The sequence below is a fragment of the Vicinamibacteria bacterium genome, assembly GCA_035620555.1.
GTDB lineage: Bacteria > Acidobacteriota > Vicinamibacteria > Marinacidobacterales > SMYC01 > DASPGQ01.
In genome coordinates, this window is sequence record DASPGQ010000078.1 from 1 (window position 1) to 17278 (window position 17278).

The window sequence follows — 17278 nt, forward strand, 5'->3', positions numbered from 1 at the left end:
GATCGCCGCGCCCACGGCGGCTTCGGTAAACGCCACATCGAGGGCCCCGAGGAGCGTGAAAAAGACGGCGGAGAAGAAGCTGAACGCGCCGAAAATGACGACTGCAGCGAGAAGATCGGTCACCTTCAAGGCGACGACGGCGCAGACGAGCATGAGGAACAGGAACAGGGTCACCAGAGGGGGGATCACCGCGGTGCCTCCTCGTCGCCTGAAGCCTGCCACGGCGCCAGGCCGGCGCGGAAGGCGGCTCGCCCTAGGGCGTGGGTCGCGGTGGGATTCGCGAGTCCAACGAAAATGATGATCAGGAGAATCTTGAGGCCATTGAGCGTGGGTCCTTCCAGAATCGCGGTACCCAGCACCATCAGTGCCACGCCGAGCGTGTCGCATTTACCCATGGCGTGTAGACGGGTGTAGAAGTCCGGGAGTCTCAAGATCCCCACTGCACCGCTGGCGATGAAGAAGAATCCCGCTAAGAGAAGAGCGGCGGCCAGGACGGTCACGGTCGTCTTACGTCTCCCAATCCTGCCCGCGGACCATCGTCCCCGAAGACGGCGCGTCGGACGGACCCGCCTCCGGGCTGGGGCTCTCTTTGCCCTCGAAGTACTTGGCGAGCGCGAGCGAGCCGACGAAGCTTATCAGCGTGTAGGAGAGAGTGATATCTACGAAAATGTCCTCTCTTCCCGTCAGAAGGCCCAGCAGAAGCAGCAAGACGATCGTCTTGGTCCCGAGAAGGCCGAGCCCGCTCAAGCGATCCCACAGCGTGGGACCTCGCAGCAGGCGATAGAGTGACATCAGCATCACCGGCGCGAGTCCGACGGCGAGAGCGAGGACGAAATGCTGCAACGTTCTAACTACGACTATTCCCGTGCGCCAAATAGGAGGGCGACGCGATGCTTCATGTTCCCCGGTTCGTCCGACTGGAGCGACCGCTCGGCATCGCCCGTCAAGGCGTGGACGAGATAGTCGTCCTCGCGAACGTCCAGGGTGACCGTGCCGGGGGTGAGGGTGATGGAGTTGGCTAGAGTCGCGCGGGCCAAGTTGTGCGGCAATACGAAGTGAAACCGAAACAGCTTTGGCTGAAGCTCCATTTTGCGTCGCAGAACGATCGTCGCGACCTGTACGCTCGCGATCGCGATCTGGAGGACCAGCCAGGGCAGGTAGAGGACCAGCCCGAGCCAAGGCATATCCACGAACGGATGGCGTCGCGGCGTCGCGATAGCAGGCTGCAGGCGATACAACCGTCCCATCCACGTCGCGATCAGCAGTGACGCAAGAGCCCCGGCGCCAAGATGAAACAAGTCCAGTTTTCCGGACAGAATCACCCAGAAGCCGAAGAGGGCTAGCGCAAGCGGCAGGCCCTCGTGGAAACGAAAGCGATCGTTTGATGATGCAGGGTCCTTCTCCATGTCACTCCGATGCGTCGAAAAAGATATCACGAAATGTAATAGAATCCGTCGATGGCTTCCCCCTCCTCCCAACTGAAGCCCAGGTCTGCGGGGGGCACGGAAGCTTCTGACACACAACAGGATAGCGGCACATCCGAAGACTTGACCCGTTCCGCTGGCGTCGTGAGCGCCGGCGTCATGGTGTCGAGAGTGCTCGGACTCGTGCGCGAGCAAGTGCTCGCTTACCTCTTTCCCGCCAAAGTGGGACTCGACGCCTTCTATGCGGCGTTCAGAATCCCGAACCTCTTGCGCGATATGTTCGGCGAAGGGGCCCTGAGCAAGGCTTTCGTCACGACTCTGTCCGAGATCGAGGCGAAAGAGGGGCGTGCCGCCTCGATGCGCGTCGCCAACATCGTTTTCAATGCCCTGGGCATCACCGTGTCCGCACTCGCGCTCCTCGGCATCCTCTATGCCGATGTAATCGTGGACGTCGTCTTCGGCGGGGTGGGCTTCGACACCGCCTTGCCCGCGGACCAGAGCTACGGCTTGGGAACGAAGAGAGATCTCACCGTGCTGCTGACCCAGATCATGTTTCCCTTCCTGCTTCTGGTCAGTCTGGCGGCCCTGGTGATGGCCATCCTCAATGCGGGAGGGCGCTTCTTCGTTCCGGCAATGGCGTCGTCCTTCTTCAACATCGGCTCTATCGTCGTGGGCGTCGTTGGTTACGTGATAGCGCCACGCCTCGGTTACCACCCGACCGTCGGGATGGCAGTCGGGGTGCTCGCCGGAGGCGTGCTTCAGTTGGCCTGGCAACTTCCCTCGCTGGCCTCACTCGGCTTCCGATTCCGTCCCGATTTCTCCTTCCGTGATCCGTGGCTCTCCAAGGCGGCACGGCTCTTCGGGCCGGGCGCACTAATGGCTTCGACGGTGCAGGTGAACGTTCTGGTAAACTCGTTCTTCGCTTCGCACGGCGAAGGCTGGCTCGCGTGGCTCACCCAGAGCTATCGGGTTCTCCACCTTCCTCTCGGTCTAGTAAGCGTGGCGGTGTCCATCGCGACCCTCCCAGCACTCAGCCGTGCTGCCGCGGAACGAAACAACGAACGATTCCTGCAGACCTTCTCCTACGCGACGCGTCTTGTCATCCTGTTCACCGTTCCCGCCACCGTCGGATTGCTGGTGCTCGCGCCGCCGATCGTGCGACTCATTTTCGAACAGGGGCGATTCGGGCCTGAAGACACGACGCAAGTCGCCTCGGCGTTGCGATACTATGCCCTGGGTCTTCTGAGCTTCGGAGCCATCAAGATCGTCACCGATGGTTTCTACGCGATTCGGGACGTTCGCGCCCCGATGATGGTGAGTCTTGCGGGGATGGGCTCGAACGCGGCGCTGAACTGGCTTTTCGTTGTCGTGCTCGGCTGGGATCACCGCGGACTCGCGCTCGCCACTTCGACGACCACGACGCTGTCGCTGGTGGTTCTCTGGCTTCTGTTTCGTCGACGAAGTCGTCTGGGGCGGTTGGACGGACGGCGTTCCGTCGCCACATTGATCAAGACTCTGGCCGCCTCGATGGTCATGGGGGCGGCCGCGCTTCTAACCCACCAGCTCCTCGACGGCCTCTTCGGCCATGCCGCTTTGCTACCAAGGATCGCTCAAGTTCTCGGCGCCATCAGCATCGCGGTTCTCGTCTATATACTCGGGTGCATGATTCTCCGCGTTCGCGAGCTGAAAGAAGTCGCTGCCGCTCTGGCTCCCGCCGCTTTCGGATGGAGGTGATGTTGAAGTATGCGATCCCGTTGCGAGCCCTCCTGTTCTGTTCCATCGTCCTAGCGGGCGAGGTGCTCTCCGCTCAGGGAAGGGGGAGTCCCAATCTGGGCGAGATCTCGACCATCGAGCTCGAAGTACGTCGATGGCGCGGAGACCTGCACTCGGAGCTTCGGCTCTCCGGGGACGGAGTTCCGGGCTCGACCCTGGATCCCGCAACCGATCTGGGGATTCCCGCGGAGCGGACCTGGGACTATCGGCTCGGTCTTCGAATCACGAACCGTCTCAGGTTGCGAGGCGCGTGGTTCAGGACCAAATACGAAAGCGAGATCGTATCGACGGAAGACATCGCGATTGGCGGCCTCGAGGTGCCTACGGGTGCCGTGCTCGAATCCTTCCTCGAGCTGGAACAGGTTCAAGCCGGGGCGGAGTTCGCTCTGGTAAGAGGCATTTATGGTTTCATATCGGTGGTGGGCCTGTACGAGCGATTTCAGGCACGGAGTCGGTTCCAGTCGGAAGGAAGCACGGCCGAGCCCGAGCCCCTACGTATCGAGCTTCCGGTGTTCGGGATCAAGGGACGAGTGTATCTCACACCAGCCCTGGCGGTTACCGCCGAAGGGCTCGGTATGAAAAAGGAGAGCGAAGGCGTCATGACCGACGTCGATATCCAGGCGACCTATAACTTCATACCGAATGTCGCCTTCTCTTACGGCTACCGGAACTCCTATAACCGCGTCAAGAGCGTGGAGACGGTCGATGACCGCGCAGTGTTCCGCATGAGCGGACAATACTTCGGGGTGACGGTTAGATTTTGAGGGAAGCTTTCTTACACTTCCTCGAGGTCGAACGGGGGCTGTCTCCCTTGACGATCGCTGCCTATCGCCGCGACCTCGAGAAGCTCGCGGTCTACACCGAGCGCAAAGGGAAGTCGCTCGAATCGGTCGATGTCTCCGACTTGCGTGAGTTCTTGCGGAACCTGCATCGGGAGGGCCTTTCGTTGAGGTCGATCGCCCGGACGGCATCGGCGGTTCGCGGCCTCTATCGTTTCGCTGCCGCCGAGGGGAACATTGCCACCGACCCCGCTGAGCAAGTCGATTCCGCGCGATTGGGACGTCCGCTTCCCCGCTACCTCAGTCTCGACGAGGTCGATTCCCTGCTTGCGATGCCCGACACCGCGACGGCGGAGGGGCTTCGCGACCGAACGATGCTCGAGCTCCTGTACGCAACCGGGTTGCGGGTATCGGAGCTGGTCACTCTCGAGATCAAAGACCTCCACATCGAGACCGGCTACCTCGTCTGCCGCGGCAAAGGTCGAAAAGAGCGGATCGTTCCCTTCGGGCGCTCGGCGAAAAGGTGGCTCGACCGTTATCTGGCGCGGGCTCGGCCCGAGCTCTCTCGGCTTCCGGTCGAAGGGCTCTTTTTGAGTCGCCGGGGGACGATGATGACGCGGCAGAGGGTTTTCCAAATCATACAGGGTTACGGCCGGCGAGCCGGTATCCGCAAGCGCCTTTCGCCCCACGTGATTCGGCATTCTTTCGCGACCCACCTCCTGGAGCGGGGCGCCGATCTGAGGAGTCTTCAGCTCATGCTCGGTCATACGAACATCGCCACGACCCAGATCTACACCCACGTCAGCCGGGACAGGCTCCGGCGCGTGTACGACAAGCACCACCCTCGAGCAAGGCGAAGGTAACGCTCCTTCAAGCGTTTCCTGGTATAATTTCGTCGTCCGCTGAAGTCAGGGCAAGGGCCGCCGCTAGGAGGACTTCGGTGCCTGCAGTTCGAAGGTGTTGACCCCGATCGCGACGTTTTGTAGGGCGCGGAGGCTGGGCTAGCCTGCGCTCCGGAGAAACGATTTGGCAATCTGGGGCGACCACGAACGAGGCTCTCGGTCCCGATCCCCCTTTCTGCGTCTGGCGGTGAGGGGATGGTAGGCGGATTTGTCAGGGTGGAGGCGAAGTTATCGTGTCCGACGGGCTGGTACCGCGCTGAGTTCTCCGGGCAGATGGACGAGAATCGCTGCGGCGTGATGCCTTTCTCCGAGGGTTTCTCTGGGTGCCACTTAGGTCGATCAGGGGATCGAGCTCGACTCCCGCAGGCGAGTATCGGTGAAGGCGTACGTTTTTCTGATTTCGGGACGGGTGCAGGGTGTTGGATTCCGTTGGTTCGCCGAACGTGAGGCGTCCCGACATCGGGTCGTCGGTTACGTTCGGAATCTTGCGGACGGACGGGTGGAAGTCCTGGCTCAGGGTGATGTCGCGGAATTGGAGCGGCTCGAGGATGCCTTGCGGCGTGGCCCCTCCTCCTCCCAGGTGGTCTCGGTGGAAAGCCGGACCGCGCCGGTCGACCCGAGCTTGACGTCGTTCGAAGTGCGATACTGAGGGTGAAGATGGAAGAGCTACGACGAATGATTCGCGATGTCGCCGACTTCCCCCAGAAGGGTATCGTGTTCAAGGACATCACCCCGCTGCTGGGCGACCCACAGACGTTCAGGAAGGCGATCGACGTGATGGCTCAACCTCTGCGGTCCCGAGATTTCGACCTGCTCCTGGGCATCGAGAGCAGGGGTTTCCTTTTTGCTTCGGTCCTCGCCTATCAGTTGGGAAAGGGAACGGTACCCGTGCGCAAGCCAGGAAAGCTCCCCGCCCAGACCGTTCGCATCAGCTACGACCTCGAGTACGGATCGGACAGTCTCGAGATTCACGAGGATGCCGTTCGCGGGGGACAGAGAGTCGTCATCGTGGACGATGTCCTGGCTACCGGGGGCACCGCGCGTGGCGTCGCCGATCTCGTTCAGAAGGTCGGCGGCGAGGTGGAAGCATTCAGTTTCCTCATCGAGCTCGATTTCCTGAAGGGCCGGGAGAAGCTCGCGGGTTACGAGATTTGTTCGGTCCTGAATTATCTTTAGCAGGCTGATGAAAAAGTACAATCCAGCCTGCGCGAGCGGAGCGAGCCCGGCGCGCTTGCCGTGCCGTAAGCAGCCCGAGCCGTGGCGGCACGATCGATTACGGGTCCCGCCACGGCATTGATTAGTAGAGAGAGGAGAGAGCCGGAGTTGAGCCTGCGAAACGGAGAGGACGCCCCGGTGCAGTCGAACGCCCTCGACTCGGGACAGGCCTCGGTAACGAGTGTCTCGCCCGCGCGACGAACCCTGGGCTCGCGGGAGCTGCGGGAGCTTCTGAACCGACTCACCGCACAGCAAACCTCCCTGATTCGCGCCGTGGCCCTCATGGACAAGGAGTATCTCAACAACTCCTTCTACCTCGAGCCCAAGACGGGAAAGCGCATCGCTTACGAGCTGGAGTCCGACGAGCTCTCCGGACTCCTCACCAGCTGGGCGGTCGCCCCATTGCAATGCGTGCGGACGATGAACGAGGCGATCGCCGCGCTGCCCGACGGTTCGTCGAGACGTGAGCGTTACGTGCGCGCCGCCGTGCAGCTGGAAATCTTGTTGGATCAGAAGACCTGGATCGGCGATGGAAACGTCTATCAGGGCATACCCGATTACCTCATGCACGGATACACCGACATGGGTGGTCAGTCCTCGCCCACCGAGCGTTTCGGCCGCGAGAAGATCAAGGTCGACAAGGTCCGTCTCGCGCATCGTCTGACGGAATGCAAGCGGCGAGGTATATCAGAGGGAAAAACGCTCGACTCGCTGCTCAGCTGGTACTATAACAGAGTGCGCCATGATATCGAGTTCAACGAGCTTGGAGTGGAGAGACTTTCCCGGGATTTCGGGAACGAGAGCATCGTCCTGTCCGAGTATCTCGACAAGGGGCTCGGCGTATGTCGGCACCTCTCGATTTTCTTCCAGCTCTATCTCCAGGAGGCGGGCATCGACTGCCGGATGGTCAAGGGAAACCTCAAGTTCTACGTTTTCAAGGGGCGGCATGCTTGGAACCTGATCCGGATTCCCGGCCAGGTGGTTCTCGCCGACGTAACCCATCCGAACGCCGACGAGCCCTTCATGATCGCCGGAGCAACCGAGGAAGAGGTATACGCCCGGGCCATGGAGCATTCGCGGTATTATGAGCCCACCCCCGACTATCAGAATTATTACAAGATAGGTGCCGAATAGCCCCCGGAACGGCGAGGGAGACATGACGTTATCGAATAGTCGTCGGGCGACGCTCCGATTGACCCATCAAGAGCTCACGTTCATCCAGAAGCTCTTGCGCTCTGAGTATCATTTCATCACCGAAGAGGAGCGCCACGCGCGTCAGGCTTTCGGCCGAAAGCTCTCCGATATCACCCTGCCCGGGTCTCGCGACGGGAACGTGGATCTGTTTCTGACGCAGCTCGAGATTTCGTTTCTCCAAAAGCTGACCAAGTCGTCCTACAGCTTTCTTACGCTCGCGGAACGTGAAGCACGCCAGAGGCTGCGGCTCAAGATCCGGGCGGCCTGGGAGCAGGTACAGGACGTCGAGTCGCGACGCGCGCGCCAGGCCTGACGCAGGTCAGGGGAGCGTCGGGCCTCTTTCTGCTGCTCCTGGGGTGACGGTTTGCTCAGTCAGCGAAGGCTCGGCGCGCCTCGTCTACGTTGGCGTAGATTTGAAACAGGCGTTCGAGTCCCATCGTGGCGATGAGGCGCGTGAGCGTGCTATCCAAGGCTGCGAGCTTCACGTCTCCCCCGCGCATGGCGAGTTTCTTGTGGAGCCGTACGAGAACGGTGATGCCGTAGCTCGATATGAATCCCAAGCGCGAGCAGTCGACGATGAGCTTTCTCGCGCCCGCCTCGACGAGCCGGCCAAGCTCATCCACGAACGTTTCCGCGTTAGCGGAGTCCAAACCCCCGTCGGCAGAAAGAACGAGCACGTCCTTGTCGACGTGATGATAATAGAGCTCCATGCGTCACTTCCCGATGCGCGCGTCTCCTATGGTGCCACAAATGATTCCATGTTGGGCCTCGGTGGAAACGCGCCGGGCCGAGGGAGCTTGCCGGGTGTTGATCTGGATTCGTTCGAGATCGAGAATATTGGACGTATGTGTAGGAACATCAAAACGCTCTTCAACTTCGAGCCGCCGGCGACGGACGAGGAGATCCGGGCCGCTTCGGTGCAGTTCGTTCGCAAATTGAGTGGATTCAACCGGCCGTCGAAGGCGAACGAGCAAGCTTTCGAAAGGGCCGTGGAAGAGGTTGCGCAGGTTGCCGAGAAACTTCTGTCCGCCCTGGTCACGAACTCTCCACCCCGGGACCGTGAGGTCGAGGCCGCGAGAGCCCGAGCTCGTGCCGCTCAGCGATTCGGGTGAGAAGCCTGGGTCGTTTACCGGCTCGCCCGATAGGCTGGAGCTTTTCCGCTGGGCCTGGCTGTGACTCGAGCCGATATGGCCGAGCGACGACTCGTGAGAGGTTGCGCCGGGACAGCTCGCCGGAGTACTTTGAGTTGCTCAAGAGAAGGAGGCTGAAAAAACGCTCTTTGTCGTAAGGCGCGTTTCGAGATGAAGCTCCCCTGGATTCTCGCGGCATGTTGGGCAGTCTCACCCTGTGAAGCACAATCGCCGGACTCCGGTCAGGAGGACATCGGTGCCCAGCTTCGAGCGCTCGAGACCGAGCTCGCTGCGGTTCGTACCGAGTACGAAGAGCGCCTTCGTGCCATCGAGGATCGCATCGAGGCTCTCCGAGCGGGAGAGACGAGCGAGAGCGAGTCCCCCTCCGACGAGGAGCTCCTGAGGGAAGCCGCCGAGGCGCTCGGGGCCGAGCCTGCCGAGTCGCCGCCGGTTCAGAGTCCACCTCCGCCGCCATCGACCGGCGCTGGCGGGGCCCAGACGCTCAATCCCAACATCTCCGTCATCGGCGACTTCCTTGGAACGGCGACCCATGGTCCGGTCGAGTACGAGAACACGCTCGACTTGCGTGAGGTCGAGTTCGCATTCCAGTCGGTCATTGATCCATTCGCCCGAGCGGACTTCTTCGTCACCGTCCCGAGCCTCGAGACCGTCGAGATCGAGGAAGGCACCATTACCTTTCTGACGCTCCCCTCCAGTTTTCTCGCCCGTGCCGGCAAAATGCGCGTTCCCTTTGGAAGAGCCAACGTCGATCACCGGCCCGAGACCTTCGCCGTCGATCGGCCTGATGTCATCACCGCGTACTTCGGCGAGGAGGGGCTTTCGGAGATGGGGGTCGCGGTCTCGCGACTGATTCCAAACCCCTGGGACTTGTTCATGGAGCTAGAGCTGGACGTTCTCCAGGGGGCCAACGACGTCAGCTTCGGCGGCGGAAGTGCAAAGGACCTTCTTTACAACGTGCACTACCGGACCTTTTTCGACCTCAGTCCCGAGCAGAGCTTGAACCTGGGAGTGAGCTACGCGAACGGCGTGAACCAGATGCTGGACGAGCTCGGTGAGAGCGCGCGCTCGCAGTTCGAGGGCATCGATTTGACTTATCAGTGGAAGCCTTTGGCGCTGGGCAAGTACCGCTCTTTTCTCTTGCAGACAGAGGTAATTTTCAACCAGCTAGGAGGCGGGGATGCCCGAACCGACACCTGGGGTCTCTACAGCTTCGCCCGCTACCAGTTGGGCCGCCGGTGGTTTGCTGGCGGCCGCTTCGATCTGAGCCAGATGACGGACATGGCCGATCAGCGGGCGCGCTCCTTTTCCGCGCTGACCGAGTTCTACCCGTCGGAGTTTCAGCGTTTTCGGCTGCAGTACAAGGTGACCGATTTCAGCGGGGCGGAACCTGCCGCTCATCAACTCTTTGCGCAGTGGTTCTATCTCATCGGGTCGCACGGCGCCCACAAGTTTTGAGGTCGAGGTGAGTCAGGTGACGAACAGTCGCGGATTGAGAGCCGGAATCGGGGCGATCTGGCTTACGCTTCTCGCTTGCGCCGCCCCTTCGTCGGCCGCAGACGTCCTGCAGGTTGTCGCCACCCTTCCGGACCTCGCGGACATCGCCAGGCAGGTGGGTCAAGAGCGTGCCGAAGTGTCGAGCATCGCGGTTGGCTTTCAAGACCCGCACTACGTCGATCCAAAGCCGAGCTTCGTGGTGAAGCTGAACCGGGCCGATGTCTTCATCCAAGTGGGGCTCGACCTGGAGATAGGGTGGGTGCCGCCCCTTCTCAACCAGGCGCGAAATCCCAGAGTGATTCGAGGCGGTTCCGGGTGGATCGATGCCTCGGAAGGGATCGAGATCCTGGAGCGGCCCACTCGCGAGCTGTCGCGGGCGGAAGGCGACATCCACATCTATGGCAATCCCCACTACTGGATGGACCCCTTGAACGGTAAGATCATTGCCGCGCACATCGCGCGAGTGTTCTCGGCACTTCGGCCGGAGTGGGCTTCGGAGTTCGAGCGCAATCGAGAGGTCTTCGCCGGGCGCATCGACGAGGCGAACGAACGCTGGCAGGTGAGGATGGCACCTCACCGGGGGAAGGCAGTCGTCGCCTATCACAATAGCTGGCCCTATTTCGAAAGACGTTTCGGGCTCGAGATCGCCGGCTTCGTCGAGCCGAGGCCGGGAATTCCCCCGACGCCAAACGATCTCCTCCGCGTGATCAATCTGATGAAGAGCGAGAACATCAAGGTCGTTCTTCATTCCATCTACTACGACGACAAGCCGGCGCGTTTCGTAGCCCAGAAAGTGGGGGCCGAAGTAGTGACGCTCGCCACCTCGGTGGGGGGCGGCGAGGGGGTCGAAGACTACATCAAACTCTTCGACCACAACGTGGGTCTTCTCGTCGACGCGTTCGAGCGCACCCGACTCGCCCGCTGATGTTGGAGCTCCTCCTAGCTCCGCTCGTCGCCTGTCTGATCCTCACCGGAATCCACGCCTATCTCGGGCTCCACGTGATAGAGCGGAAGGTCCTTTTCGTCGACCTGTCGCTCGCCCAGATTGCCGCTCTGGGTACGGCCGCGGGTTTCGTCGCTGGCTACGACCTGGATTCCGACGTGAGCTATTTCTTTTCGTTGGCCTTCACCTTGCTAGGGGCAGCGATCTTCAGTCTCACGCGTATGCGACACGAACGGGTTCCCCAGGAGGCCATCATCGGCATCACCTACGCCGTTGCCGCTTCGGCGAGCATTCTGGTCCTGGTGCGGAGCGCAGAAGGGGCGGAGCGAGTGAAGAGCATGCTCGTGGGTAGCATCCTGTTCGTCGACTGGCACGACATCGTGAAGATCGGCATCTTGTACGGACTCGTTGGGATCTTTCACTACGTGTTTCGCGACCGGTTCCTCACGATATCCCTGGATCCGGAGAACGCGTTCGATGCGGGCATTCCCGTTCGGCTCTGGGATTTCTGGTTCTACGCGTCTTTCGGCTTCGTCGTTACGAGCTCGGTTCGGATCGCGGGCGTGCTCCTCGTATTTTCGTTCCTGGTGGTTCCCGCGGTCGCTGGAGTCCTCCTCGCTCGTAGCGTCTCAGGTCGGCTCGCGGCGGGCTGGGCGACGGGCGTCGTCGTTAGTTGTCTGGGGCTGTACATGTCGGTCGTCCTCGATCTTCCAACGGGTGCGGCGGTCGTCGTGACTTTTGGCGTGGTTTTGGTGATCATAGCGCTCGCCAAGTTGATATTGACCCAGCTTGGAGTGTTCCCCGTCGATGCCGATCTGCATAGGGCAAGGGTCGTAACGACGGATGCGCCACGAGGTTCGGGCTGACGTCCTCTGCGCCAGGGCTCGGACCAGCACGGCGTTCATGTATCGTCAAGCGGCGCCATTGGGCGGGCTCAGGTGATCCTCAGGCGTCGGATCGATATAATTTTCGCGACTCGAGATTGGATCATCGTCATGATTGCGGGCACCGAATGCCCGATGGGGAAGGAGGAAGGTCATTGCCTCGCATCAGCTGGCTAATCGCAGCCGTGGGTCTTTTTCTGTGCGCCAGTGTCAACGTCAGGGCTCAGCAGAGTCGCTGCGCCGACTGCCATTTTGCGAATCTGCAGGCCGCCCCCGAGCCGGAGCATCTAGCCGACTGGGAACATTCGCCTCACGGCCGGAACGGCGTGGGCTGCGAACGCTGCCATGGAGGCGACCCCACGACGTTCGAGTCCTTCCTCGCCCACTCCGGGATTCTCAACAGTCGGAACCCCGCCAGTCCGGCGCACCGTTCCAATCTTCCCAAGACCTGCGGGGCCTGTCACGTGGGTCCGTTCGTGGCGTTCCAGAAGAGCCGCCACTACGAGCTCCTTCAAGCGGGCGAGCGCCGTGGACCGACCTGCACTACGTGCCACGATTCCGTTGCCGCTCGCCTGCTCTCTCCCCGCTCCCTCGAAAGCCAGTGTGACAGCTGCCATGGTGATGGCGGCGTTTCTCCGAATCCGGAATACGCACCCCAGGGACGGATCTTGCTCGAGCAGGTTCGGGAGGTTCGCGAGCTCTTGTCTTCCGCGAGGCACCTGATCCGCCATGTAAGAGACGAGGCGCGCCGTTCATCCTTTGAAAAGAGTTACGAGTAAGCCCAAGTGCCTTTGACCGGCGACCCAATCGGCCCACGAGTTCGTTTTCGACGATCTGCGCGAGCGCTTGTCGGTTGCCAGGGAGCGAACCGACAGCTTGTTGAGGGAGCTGGCCAACCCTTGACGGTTGGCGACATGTAGTCTCAGGAGAGTGAGTCATGGGTATCGTCAGGAGAGTCGATCGGGTGGCGTTCGCGGTCGGTGATTTGGACGCCGCGAGGGATTTCTTTCAGAACGTGCTGGGTGCCGACTTCGGGCCGGTCCAGGACATCGAGGAGTTCAAGTTTCGCTGCCAGCCCTTCGAGCTCGGGTCCTATCGCATGGAGCTCGTGGCGCCCTATGACGCCACGAGCCCGCTGTCTCACTTCTTGATGAAGCACTCGCAAGGATTTCATCACCTCACCTGCGAGGTGGACGATCTCGACGAGGCGATCGAGGCGCTCGAGCAGCGAGGTATCGAAGTCGTTTCCCGTAAGCGCCACGAGGACGAAGGGATGCCCGGGGGAGGGGCCTTCATCGATCCACGCCAGGCATTCGGCGTTCTGATCCAACTGGTGCAGAGGAAAAAAGCCTGACGGCGCTTGGAACCTGACGCAACCAGCGGCTCGGTTCGCGGGGGAAGGGCTCAGGCGCCGTCCGAGGCTCGCAGCTTCTCGAGGAGCGAAAGCACGTTTGGCTGTTCGGGCTCCATCTCGAGGGATCGGGTGAGGTATTCGATGGCCCGGTCGCGATTCCCGAGCTGAGCATGAGCCATCCCGAGCGCGTTGAGGAGGGCGGTGCCGGGGCGCCTTAGAGGTATCGCTGCCTCGAAGAGCTCGACTGAGCGCGTGAAGTTCTTCGCCTGGAACAAAGCGTCGCCCAGAGCGAGGAGCACGTCGACGTCGTCGGGGTGCTGAGCCCGGGCGGGCTCGAGCAGGCGGATGGCCTCCAGGAACCGGCCCTGGTCGAGCTCCATTCTTCCGAGGATGAGCCGTGCGGCGAGGAGGTTGGGGTCAATCGCGAGCGCCTTTTCACAGAGCGAACGCGCACGGCTCGCTTCGCCCTTCAACAGATATTGCTCGGCGAGCACCGCACTCACGACCGCATCGTTCTCGCCATCGATGCTCTGACGCAGAACCCAAGGCCGAGCGACGGCAGCACGCGGCGTAACGTCGAATCGCATCGAGCGAACCGCCAGGATCTCGCCGTTCCGGCCGATGAGCTCGGCGAAGAGCTCGTAGCGTCCTCCAATAGAGCTGCCGACCGGCAGACTCTCGATGAGCGGTGCTCCCGAGCTCGTGACCGTCCTCGCGCTCAGCGTTTCTGCGGGATTCTCCAGATCTACGATCCTCAGAGCGATCTCGTGCTCGTCCGACAGGTTGGTTGACGGCACGTAGGTTACGAGCGCCTCGCCGATCGCGTAGACCCGCCTGGCGTTCGGATCCAGGACGATGGAGCCGAGCTGGTAGGTACGATAGAGACCCTCGGAGTCGAGGGTTTCCAGCTCGGTCAGCCCGTACAGCGGGACGGGCACACCGAGAAAAGGCTGGTCGGGGACGCGCACCGAAACCTGGACCGGACTCTCGAAAATCGTGTACTCGCTTCTGGCCCTGTTCTTGAGTATGACGCGAAAGTCGTACTCACCTTCGGCGGCGGGGAAGAGGTCTCGATAGGAGAAGGGCCGACTCATGACTTCACGAAACTGCGACTCGGACAGGTTCAGGGGAAGCTCCTTGGAGAACTGATGAATCGTCTTGCCGTCTTTGGTCGTGAGATCCCCGCGAACTTCGAAGCTCGTGTAGTAGACCCGGCCCCCCTCGTCCTTGGCGAGCGTCATGTACCGGGGCTCGATTTCGAGCGTGAAGTGAACGAAGCTGGCAAGGCCGGGACCGGGAAGGACATTGACCATTCCGACGCTCGGAACGTAGTTGAAGAGAAAGTCGCTCTCGACGAGCCCTCGCGCGTCGTCGACAGCGTCCACCCAACGCGTATCCAGACGGCGGAAGGGAGAATCGTAGATCTCGGCGAGAAGCGCCTGAAAATCCAGGCTCGACCGGGCGGGCTCGGCGATCCCGGCGAAAGGACCCTGGTCGGCGCGCATGGTGATGCTGGCGTGGGCCAGCGCGGGGTTGATCGTCTGGAGAAACTCATAGGCTTCGGCGCGGACGTTCGCGGGATCGAAAGGTTGGGCCGGCATTAGGTCTGCGGGCTCATCGAGCAAGTGGTTGAAGAGGCGATACGGACCGGCGAAGCCCTCCTGGAAGAAGAGCAAATAAAGAGGCGGCAAGGCCTTGTCGCGTTCCGTCAGATAGGACCAGAGCTCCACGGGGTAAAGGCCGGGAACGGCGAGGAAGGTCTCACGATCCTGCGGCTCGCCGAGGATGATGTAAATCTTCCCGCGATCGGTCATCCAACCGGGCACGGCAGACTCTCGGCCCAGCTCCCGGTTGGCGTAATCGAAGCGACGGTAGTGCTCCTCGCGAAACTCGTTCACCGGAGTCAGCAGGTCGGGATCCCGCCGGCGCCAGAAGGCTTCGATGAAAGCTTCGCGCTCCTGGACCGACTGAAGCCGCTCGAAGGCCTCCCGCTCGCGGGGGCTGATGATGTAGACGACTTCTTCATCCAGCCATTTCTTGTACTTTTCGGGAAGCTCCTGGGCTTTCGCAAGCGGCAACGCCGCCAGCAACGCGAACAGCCCGGCGGCCAAGGGGCGGACATGACTCCATGGAAGAGACGTCATCGAGGACTCCTTCGACATCCGCGTACGTCAAGGTAAACAGCCGGCGACACAAAATCAAATCGAAGCAACCTCGGAGGATGCCGGAGCTCTTGCGGTAGAATTGTTCGAAATGTCGAATGTGACCGACAAATGAAAGGGTAGCAAGAGTTTGTTCGACCCCTTCGAGACCGCAGGGCACGAGTGGACGCCCCAAGTCGACGTCTACCGCACGCCCGCCGGCTTTCTTTTGAAATTCGATCTTGCGGGAGTCCGACTGCGCGACGTCACGATAACCGTCAAGGGCTCCGCCATCCGCGTGAGCGGCGTGCGTCGTGATCGATTCGTGGAACGAGGCTACCGCCATCATGCCCTGGAGATTTCCTACTCGCGTTTCGAGCGCGAGGTTCGTCTTCCATGCCTCTGCGAGGGGGCCACGATGACCACCGAGTACGACGAGGGCATGCTCATCGTGAACATCGAGCTCGACAGGAGCGATTCGTGACCGAGAAGCAAGAGCTTCCCCTGTTCCCTCTGAAGAACTCCGTGCTGTTCCCTTACCTGGGCATGCCGCTCGCTGCGGGACGACCGATCTCGATCGCAGCGGTCGAATCTTCGGTCGGAACCGAGGAGAAAGAGATCGTCGTCGTCGCCCAGCGCGATGCCGAGGTGCAGGAGCCCTCTCAGAAAGACCTCTTCGAGGTCGGCACCAAGGCCGTCATCCGCAGGCTCGCGCCCTCTCCCGAGGGGGGACTGCAGCTGGTCGTTCAGGGAGTGGACCGCGTTCGCCTCACTGGGCTCTCCCAGGAGAAGCCTTTCGTGAAGGCCGTGTACGAGCCGGCTCCGGTGAGTGTGGACCAGAACGCCGAGGTCGAAGCGCTCGAGCGAGAGGTGAAAGAGCTCGGGGCGAAAGTCGTGGCCCTGGCCCGACCCGATGCGGAGCTCAACCTGCAAGGGCTCGCGGGAGCGAACGGCAATCCCATGCGATGGGTTTACATCCTCGCGTCGCTTCTCGGTCTCGAGCTCGCGAAATCGCAGAAAGTGCTGGAGGCGGATCGGTTCGTCGACGCTCTCGGGCTCATGCACGAATACCTGCAGCACGAAGTGCGCGTGCTCGAGGTTCGCCGTGACATCGCGAGCAAAGTACAGAGCGAGTTGACGAAGCAGCAGCGCGAGGTGTTGCTGCGGCAGCAGATGCGGGCGATCCGAGAGGAGCTCGGGGAGAGCGATGGAGAAGGCGCGGAAGCCGAGCTCTTTCGCGAGCGGCTCGAGAAAGCGGACCTTCCCGACGACGTTCGCAAAGAGGCGGAGCGGGAGCTGAAACGCCTTTCGCGCCTTCCCGCCGTCTCACCGGAGTTCAGCGTCATCCGCAACTACATCGAGCTCATCCTCGAGCTTCCCTGGAAAACGCAGACCGATGCCGCGATCGATCTGAAGCTCGCGCGAAAAGTGCTGGACGAGGACCATCTCGGCCTCGAGCAAGTCAAGGAGCGAATCCTCGAGCATCTCGCGGTCATGAAGCTCAATCCGCAGGCAAAGTCGCCCATTCTTTCTTTCGTGGGCCCCCCCGGAGTGGGGAAGACGTCGCTGGGGAAGTCCATAGCCCGCGCTCTGAACCGAAAGTTCGAACGGATGAGCCTCGGCGGGCTCCATGACGAGGCCGAGTTGCGGGGCCACCGGCGAACGTACATCGGAGCCATGCCAGGACGCATCCTCCAAGCTTTGCGGCGCGTTCAGGTGAACAATCCCGTCCTCATGCTGGACGAGATCGACAAGCTCGGTCGCGACTTCCGAGGAGATCCGGCTTCGGCGATGCTCGAGATCCTCGACCCGCAGCAGAACGACACGTTTCGAGACAACTACCTCGATCTTCCCTTCGATTTGTCGAATGTCTTCTTCATCACCACGGCCAACACGCTCGATACGATCCCTCGCCCTCTTCTCGATCGGATGGAAGTCCTGAGACTCACGGGATACAGCGAGGAAGAGAAGCTCGCGATCGCAAAGAGGTATCTGCTTCCCCGCCAGCTCGAGGAGAGTGGCTT

21 protein-coding genes are annotated in these 17278 nt (G+C 61.4%); 15 read left to right on the plus strand and 6 right to left on the minus strand.

Translation table 11 applies throughout. The features are described from left to right. The 4 genes from VEK15_03060 to VEK15_03075 all read right to left on the minus strand — a co-directional run. Positions 1-189, minus strand: a 189-nt coding sequence (locus VEK15_03060; GenBank protein HXV59649.1) for a hydrogenase subunit MbhD domain-containing protein, incomplete at its 3' end; no start/stop codon positions are given. Then, positions 186-500, minus strand: coding sequence for a monovalent cation/H(+) antiporter subunit G (gene mnhG, locus VEK15_03065; protein HXV59650.1), 315 nt, complete (start codon positions 498-500; stop codon positions 186-188). The genes mnhG and VEK15_03060, both read right to left, overlap by 4 nt. Positions 501-507: 7 nt before the next feature. Further along, a complete protein-coding gene (locus VEK15_03070) occupies positions 508-843 on the minus strand; it encodes a monovalent cation/H+ antiporter complex subunit F (protein HXV59651.1) in 336 nt (111 codons plus the stop codon). Positions 844-857: 14 nt separating this feature from the next. After that, positions 858-1406 (minus strand): Na+/H+ antiporter subunit E, encoded by a 549-nt coding sequence (locus tag VEK15_03075; GenBank protein HXV59652.1) that lies wholly within the window; start codon positions 1404-1406, stop codon positions 858-860. A gap of 141 nt (positions 1407-1547) precedes the next feature. Here VEK15_03075 and murJ point away from each other — a divergent pair, with 141 nt between their 5' ends. The 7 genes from murJ to VEK15_03110 all read left to right on the plus strand — a co-directional run bounded on the left by murJ (position 1548) and on the right by VEK15_03110 (position 7600). Further along, positions 1548-3158 (plus strand): murein biosynthesis integral membrane protein MurJ, encoded by a 1611-nt coding sequence (gene murJ, locus VEK15_03080; protein HXV59653.1) that lies wholly within the window; start codon positions 1548-1550, stop codon positions 3156-3158. Beyond that, the gene (locus VEK15_03085; protein HXV59654.1) at positions 3158-3961 is read left to right on the plus strand and encodes a hypothetical protein; all 804 of its coding nucleotides are present in this window, start codon (positions 3158-3160) and stop codon (positions 3959-3961) included. Before murJ ends, VEK15_03085 begins: the two co-directional genes overlap by 1 nt. After that, positions 3958-4839 (plus strand): site-specific tyrosine recombinase XerD, encoded by an 882-nt coding sequence (gene xerD / locus VEK15_03090; GenBank protein ID HXV59655.1) that lies wholly within the window; start codon positions 3958-3960, stop codon positions 4837-4839. Before VEK15_03085 ends, xerD begins: the two co-directional genes overlap by 4 nt. 415 nt (positions 4840-5254) lie before the next feature. After that, the gene (locus tag VEK15_03095; protein ID HXV59656.1) at positions 5255-5527 is read left to right on the plus strand and encodes an acylphosphatase; all 273 of its coding nucleotides are present in this window, start codon (positions 5255-5257) and stop codon (positions 5525-5527) included. A gap of 2 nt (positions 5528-5529) precedes the next feature. Beyond that, positions 5530-6054 carry an adenine phosphoribosyltransferase gene (locus tag VEK15_03100; protein ID HXV59657.1) on the plus strand — a complete coding sequence of 175 codons (525 nt, stop codon included), beginning with the start codon at positions 5530-5532 and terminating at the stop codon, positions 6052-6054. A 147-nt stretch (positions 6055-6201) separates the two neighbouring features. Continuing rightward, positions 6202-7227: a transglutaminase domain-containing protein gene (locus VEK15_03105; protein HXV59658.1), complete on the plus strand. Its 1026-nt coding sequence runs from the start codon at positions 6202-6204 to the stop codon at positions 7225-7227. Between the two features lie 22 nt (positions 7228-7249). After that, a complete protein-coding gene (locus VEK15_03110; GenBank protein HXV59659.1) occupies positions 7250-7600 on the plus strand; it encodes a hypothetical protein in 351 nt (116 codons plus the stop codon). A gap of 55 nt (positions 7601-7655) precedes the next feature. Here VEK15_03110 and VEK15_03115 read toward each other — a convergent pair whose 3' ends face one another. After that, positions 7656-7997 carry an STAS domain-containing protein gene (locus VEK15_03115; GenBank protein ID HXV59660.1) on the minus strand — a complete coding sequence of 114 codons (342 nt, stop codon included), beginning with the start codon at positions 7995-7997 and terminating at the stop codon, positions 7656-7658. Between the two features lie 135 nt (positions 7998-8132). Here VEK15_03115 and VEK15_03120 point away from each other — a divergent pair, with 135 nt between their 5' ends. The 6 genes from VEK15_03120 to VEK15_03145 all read left to right on the plus strand — a co-directional run bounded on the left by VEK15_03120 (position 8133) and on the right by VEK15_03145 (position 13113). After that, positions 8133-8399, plus strand: coding sequence for a DUF2277 domain-containing protein (locus VEK15_03120; GenBank protein HXV59661.1), 267 nt, complete (start codon positions 8133-8135; stop codon positions 8397-8399). A 189-nt stretch (positions 8400-8588) separates the two neighbouring features. Further along, positions 8589-9893 (plus strand): hypothetical protein, encoded by a 1305-nt coding sequence (locus VEK15_03125; GenBank protein ID HXV59662.1) that lies wholly within the window; start codon positions 8589-8591, stop codon positions 9891-9893. Positions 9894-9909: 16 nt separating this feature from the next. Then, positions 9910-10857 carry a metal ABC transporter substrate-binding protein gene (locus tag VEK15_03130; GenBank protein ID HXV59663.1) on the plus strand — a complete coding sequence of 316 codons (948 nt, stop codon included), beginning with the start codon at positions 9910-9912 and terminating at the stop codon, positions 10855-10857. Beyond that, positions 10857-11741: a metal ABC transporter permease gene (locus tag VEK15_03135; protein HXV59664.1), complete on the plus strand. Its 885-nt coding sequence runs from the start codon at positions 10857-10859 to the stop codon at positions 11739-11741. The genes VEK15_03130 and VEK15_03135 overlap by 1 nt, the downstream gene beginning before the upstream one ends. Before the next feature lie 173 nt (positions 11742-11914). Continuing rightward, positions 11915-12538 (plus strand): cytochrome c3 family protein, encoded by a 624-nt coding sequence (locus VEK15_03140; GenBank protein HXV59665.1) that lies wholly within the window; start codon positions 11915-11917, stop codon positions 12536-12538. Positions 12539-12696: 158 nt separating this feature from the next. Further along, a complete protein-coding gene (locus VEK15_03145; GenBank protein HXV59666.1) occupies positions 12697-13113 on the plus strand; it encodes a VOC family protein in 417 nt (138 codons plus the stop codon). 50 nt (positions 13114-13163) lie between these two features. Here the strand turns inward: VEK15_03145 and VEK15_03150 are convergent, their stop codons facing one another. After that, complete coding sequence (locus tag VEK15_03150) at positions 13164-15257, minus strand: GWxTD domain-containing protein (protein ID HXV59667.1); 2094 nt, start codon at positions 15255-15257, stop codon at positions 13164-13166. A 148-nt stretch (positions 15258-15405) separates the two neighbouring features. On the opposite strand from VEK15_03150, the gene VEK15_03155 reads away from it, so the two are divergent. Both VEK15_03155 and VEK15_03160 read left to right on the plus strand, forming a co-directional pair. After that, positions 15406-15738 carry an Hsp20/alpha crystallin family protein gene (locus VEK15_03155; protein HXV59668.1) on the plus strand — a complete coding sequence of 111 codons (333 nt, stop codon included), beginning with the start codon at positions 15406-15408 and terminating at the stop codon, positions 15736-15738. Then, positions 15735-17278 (plus strand): LON peptidase substrate-binding domain-containing protein (locus VEK15_03160; protein ID HXV59669.1); only part of this gene is annotated, 1544 nt, incomplete at its 3' end. The genes VEK15_03155 and VEK15_03160, both read left to right, overlap by 4 nt.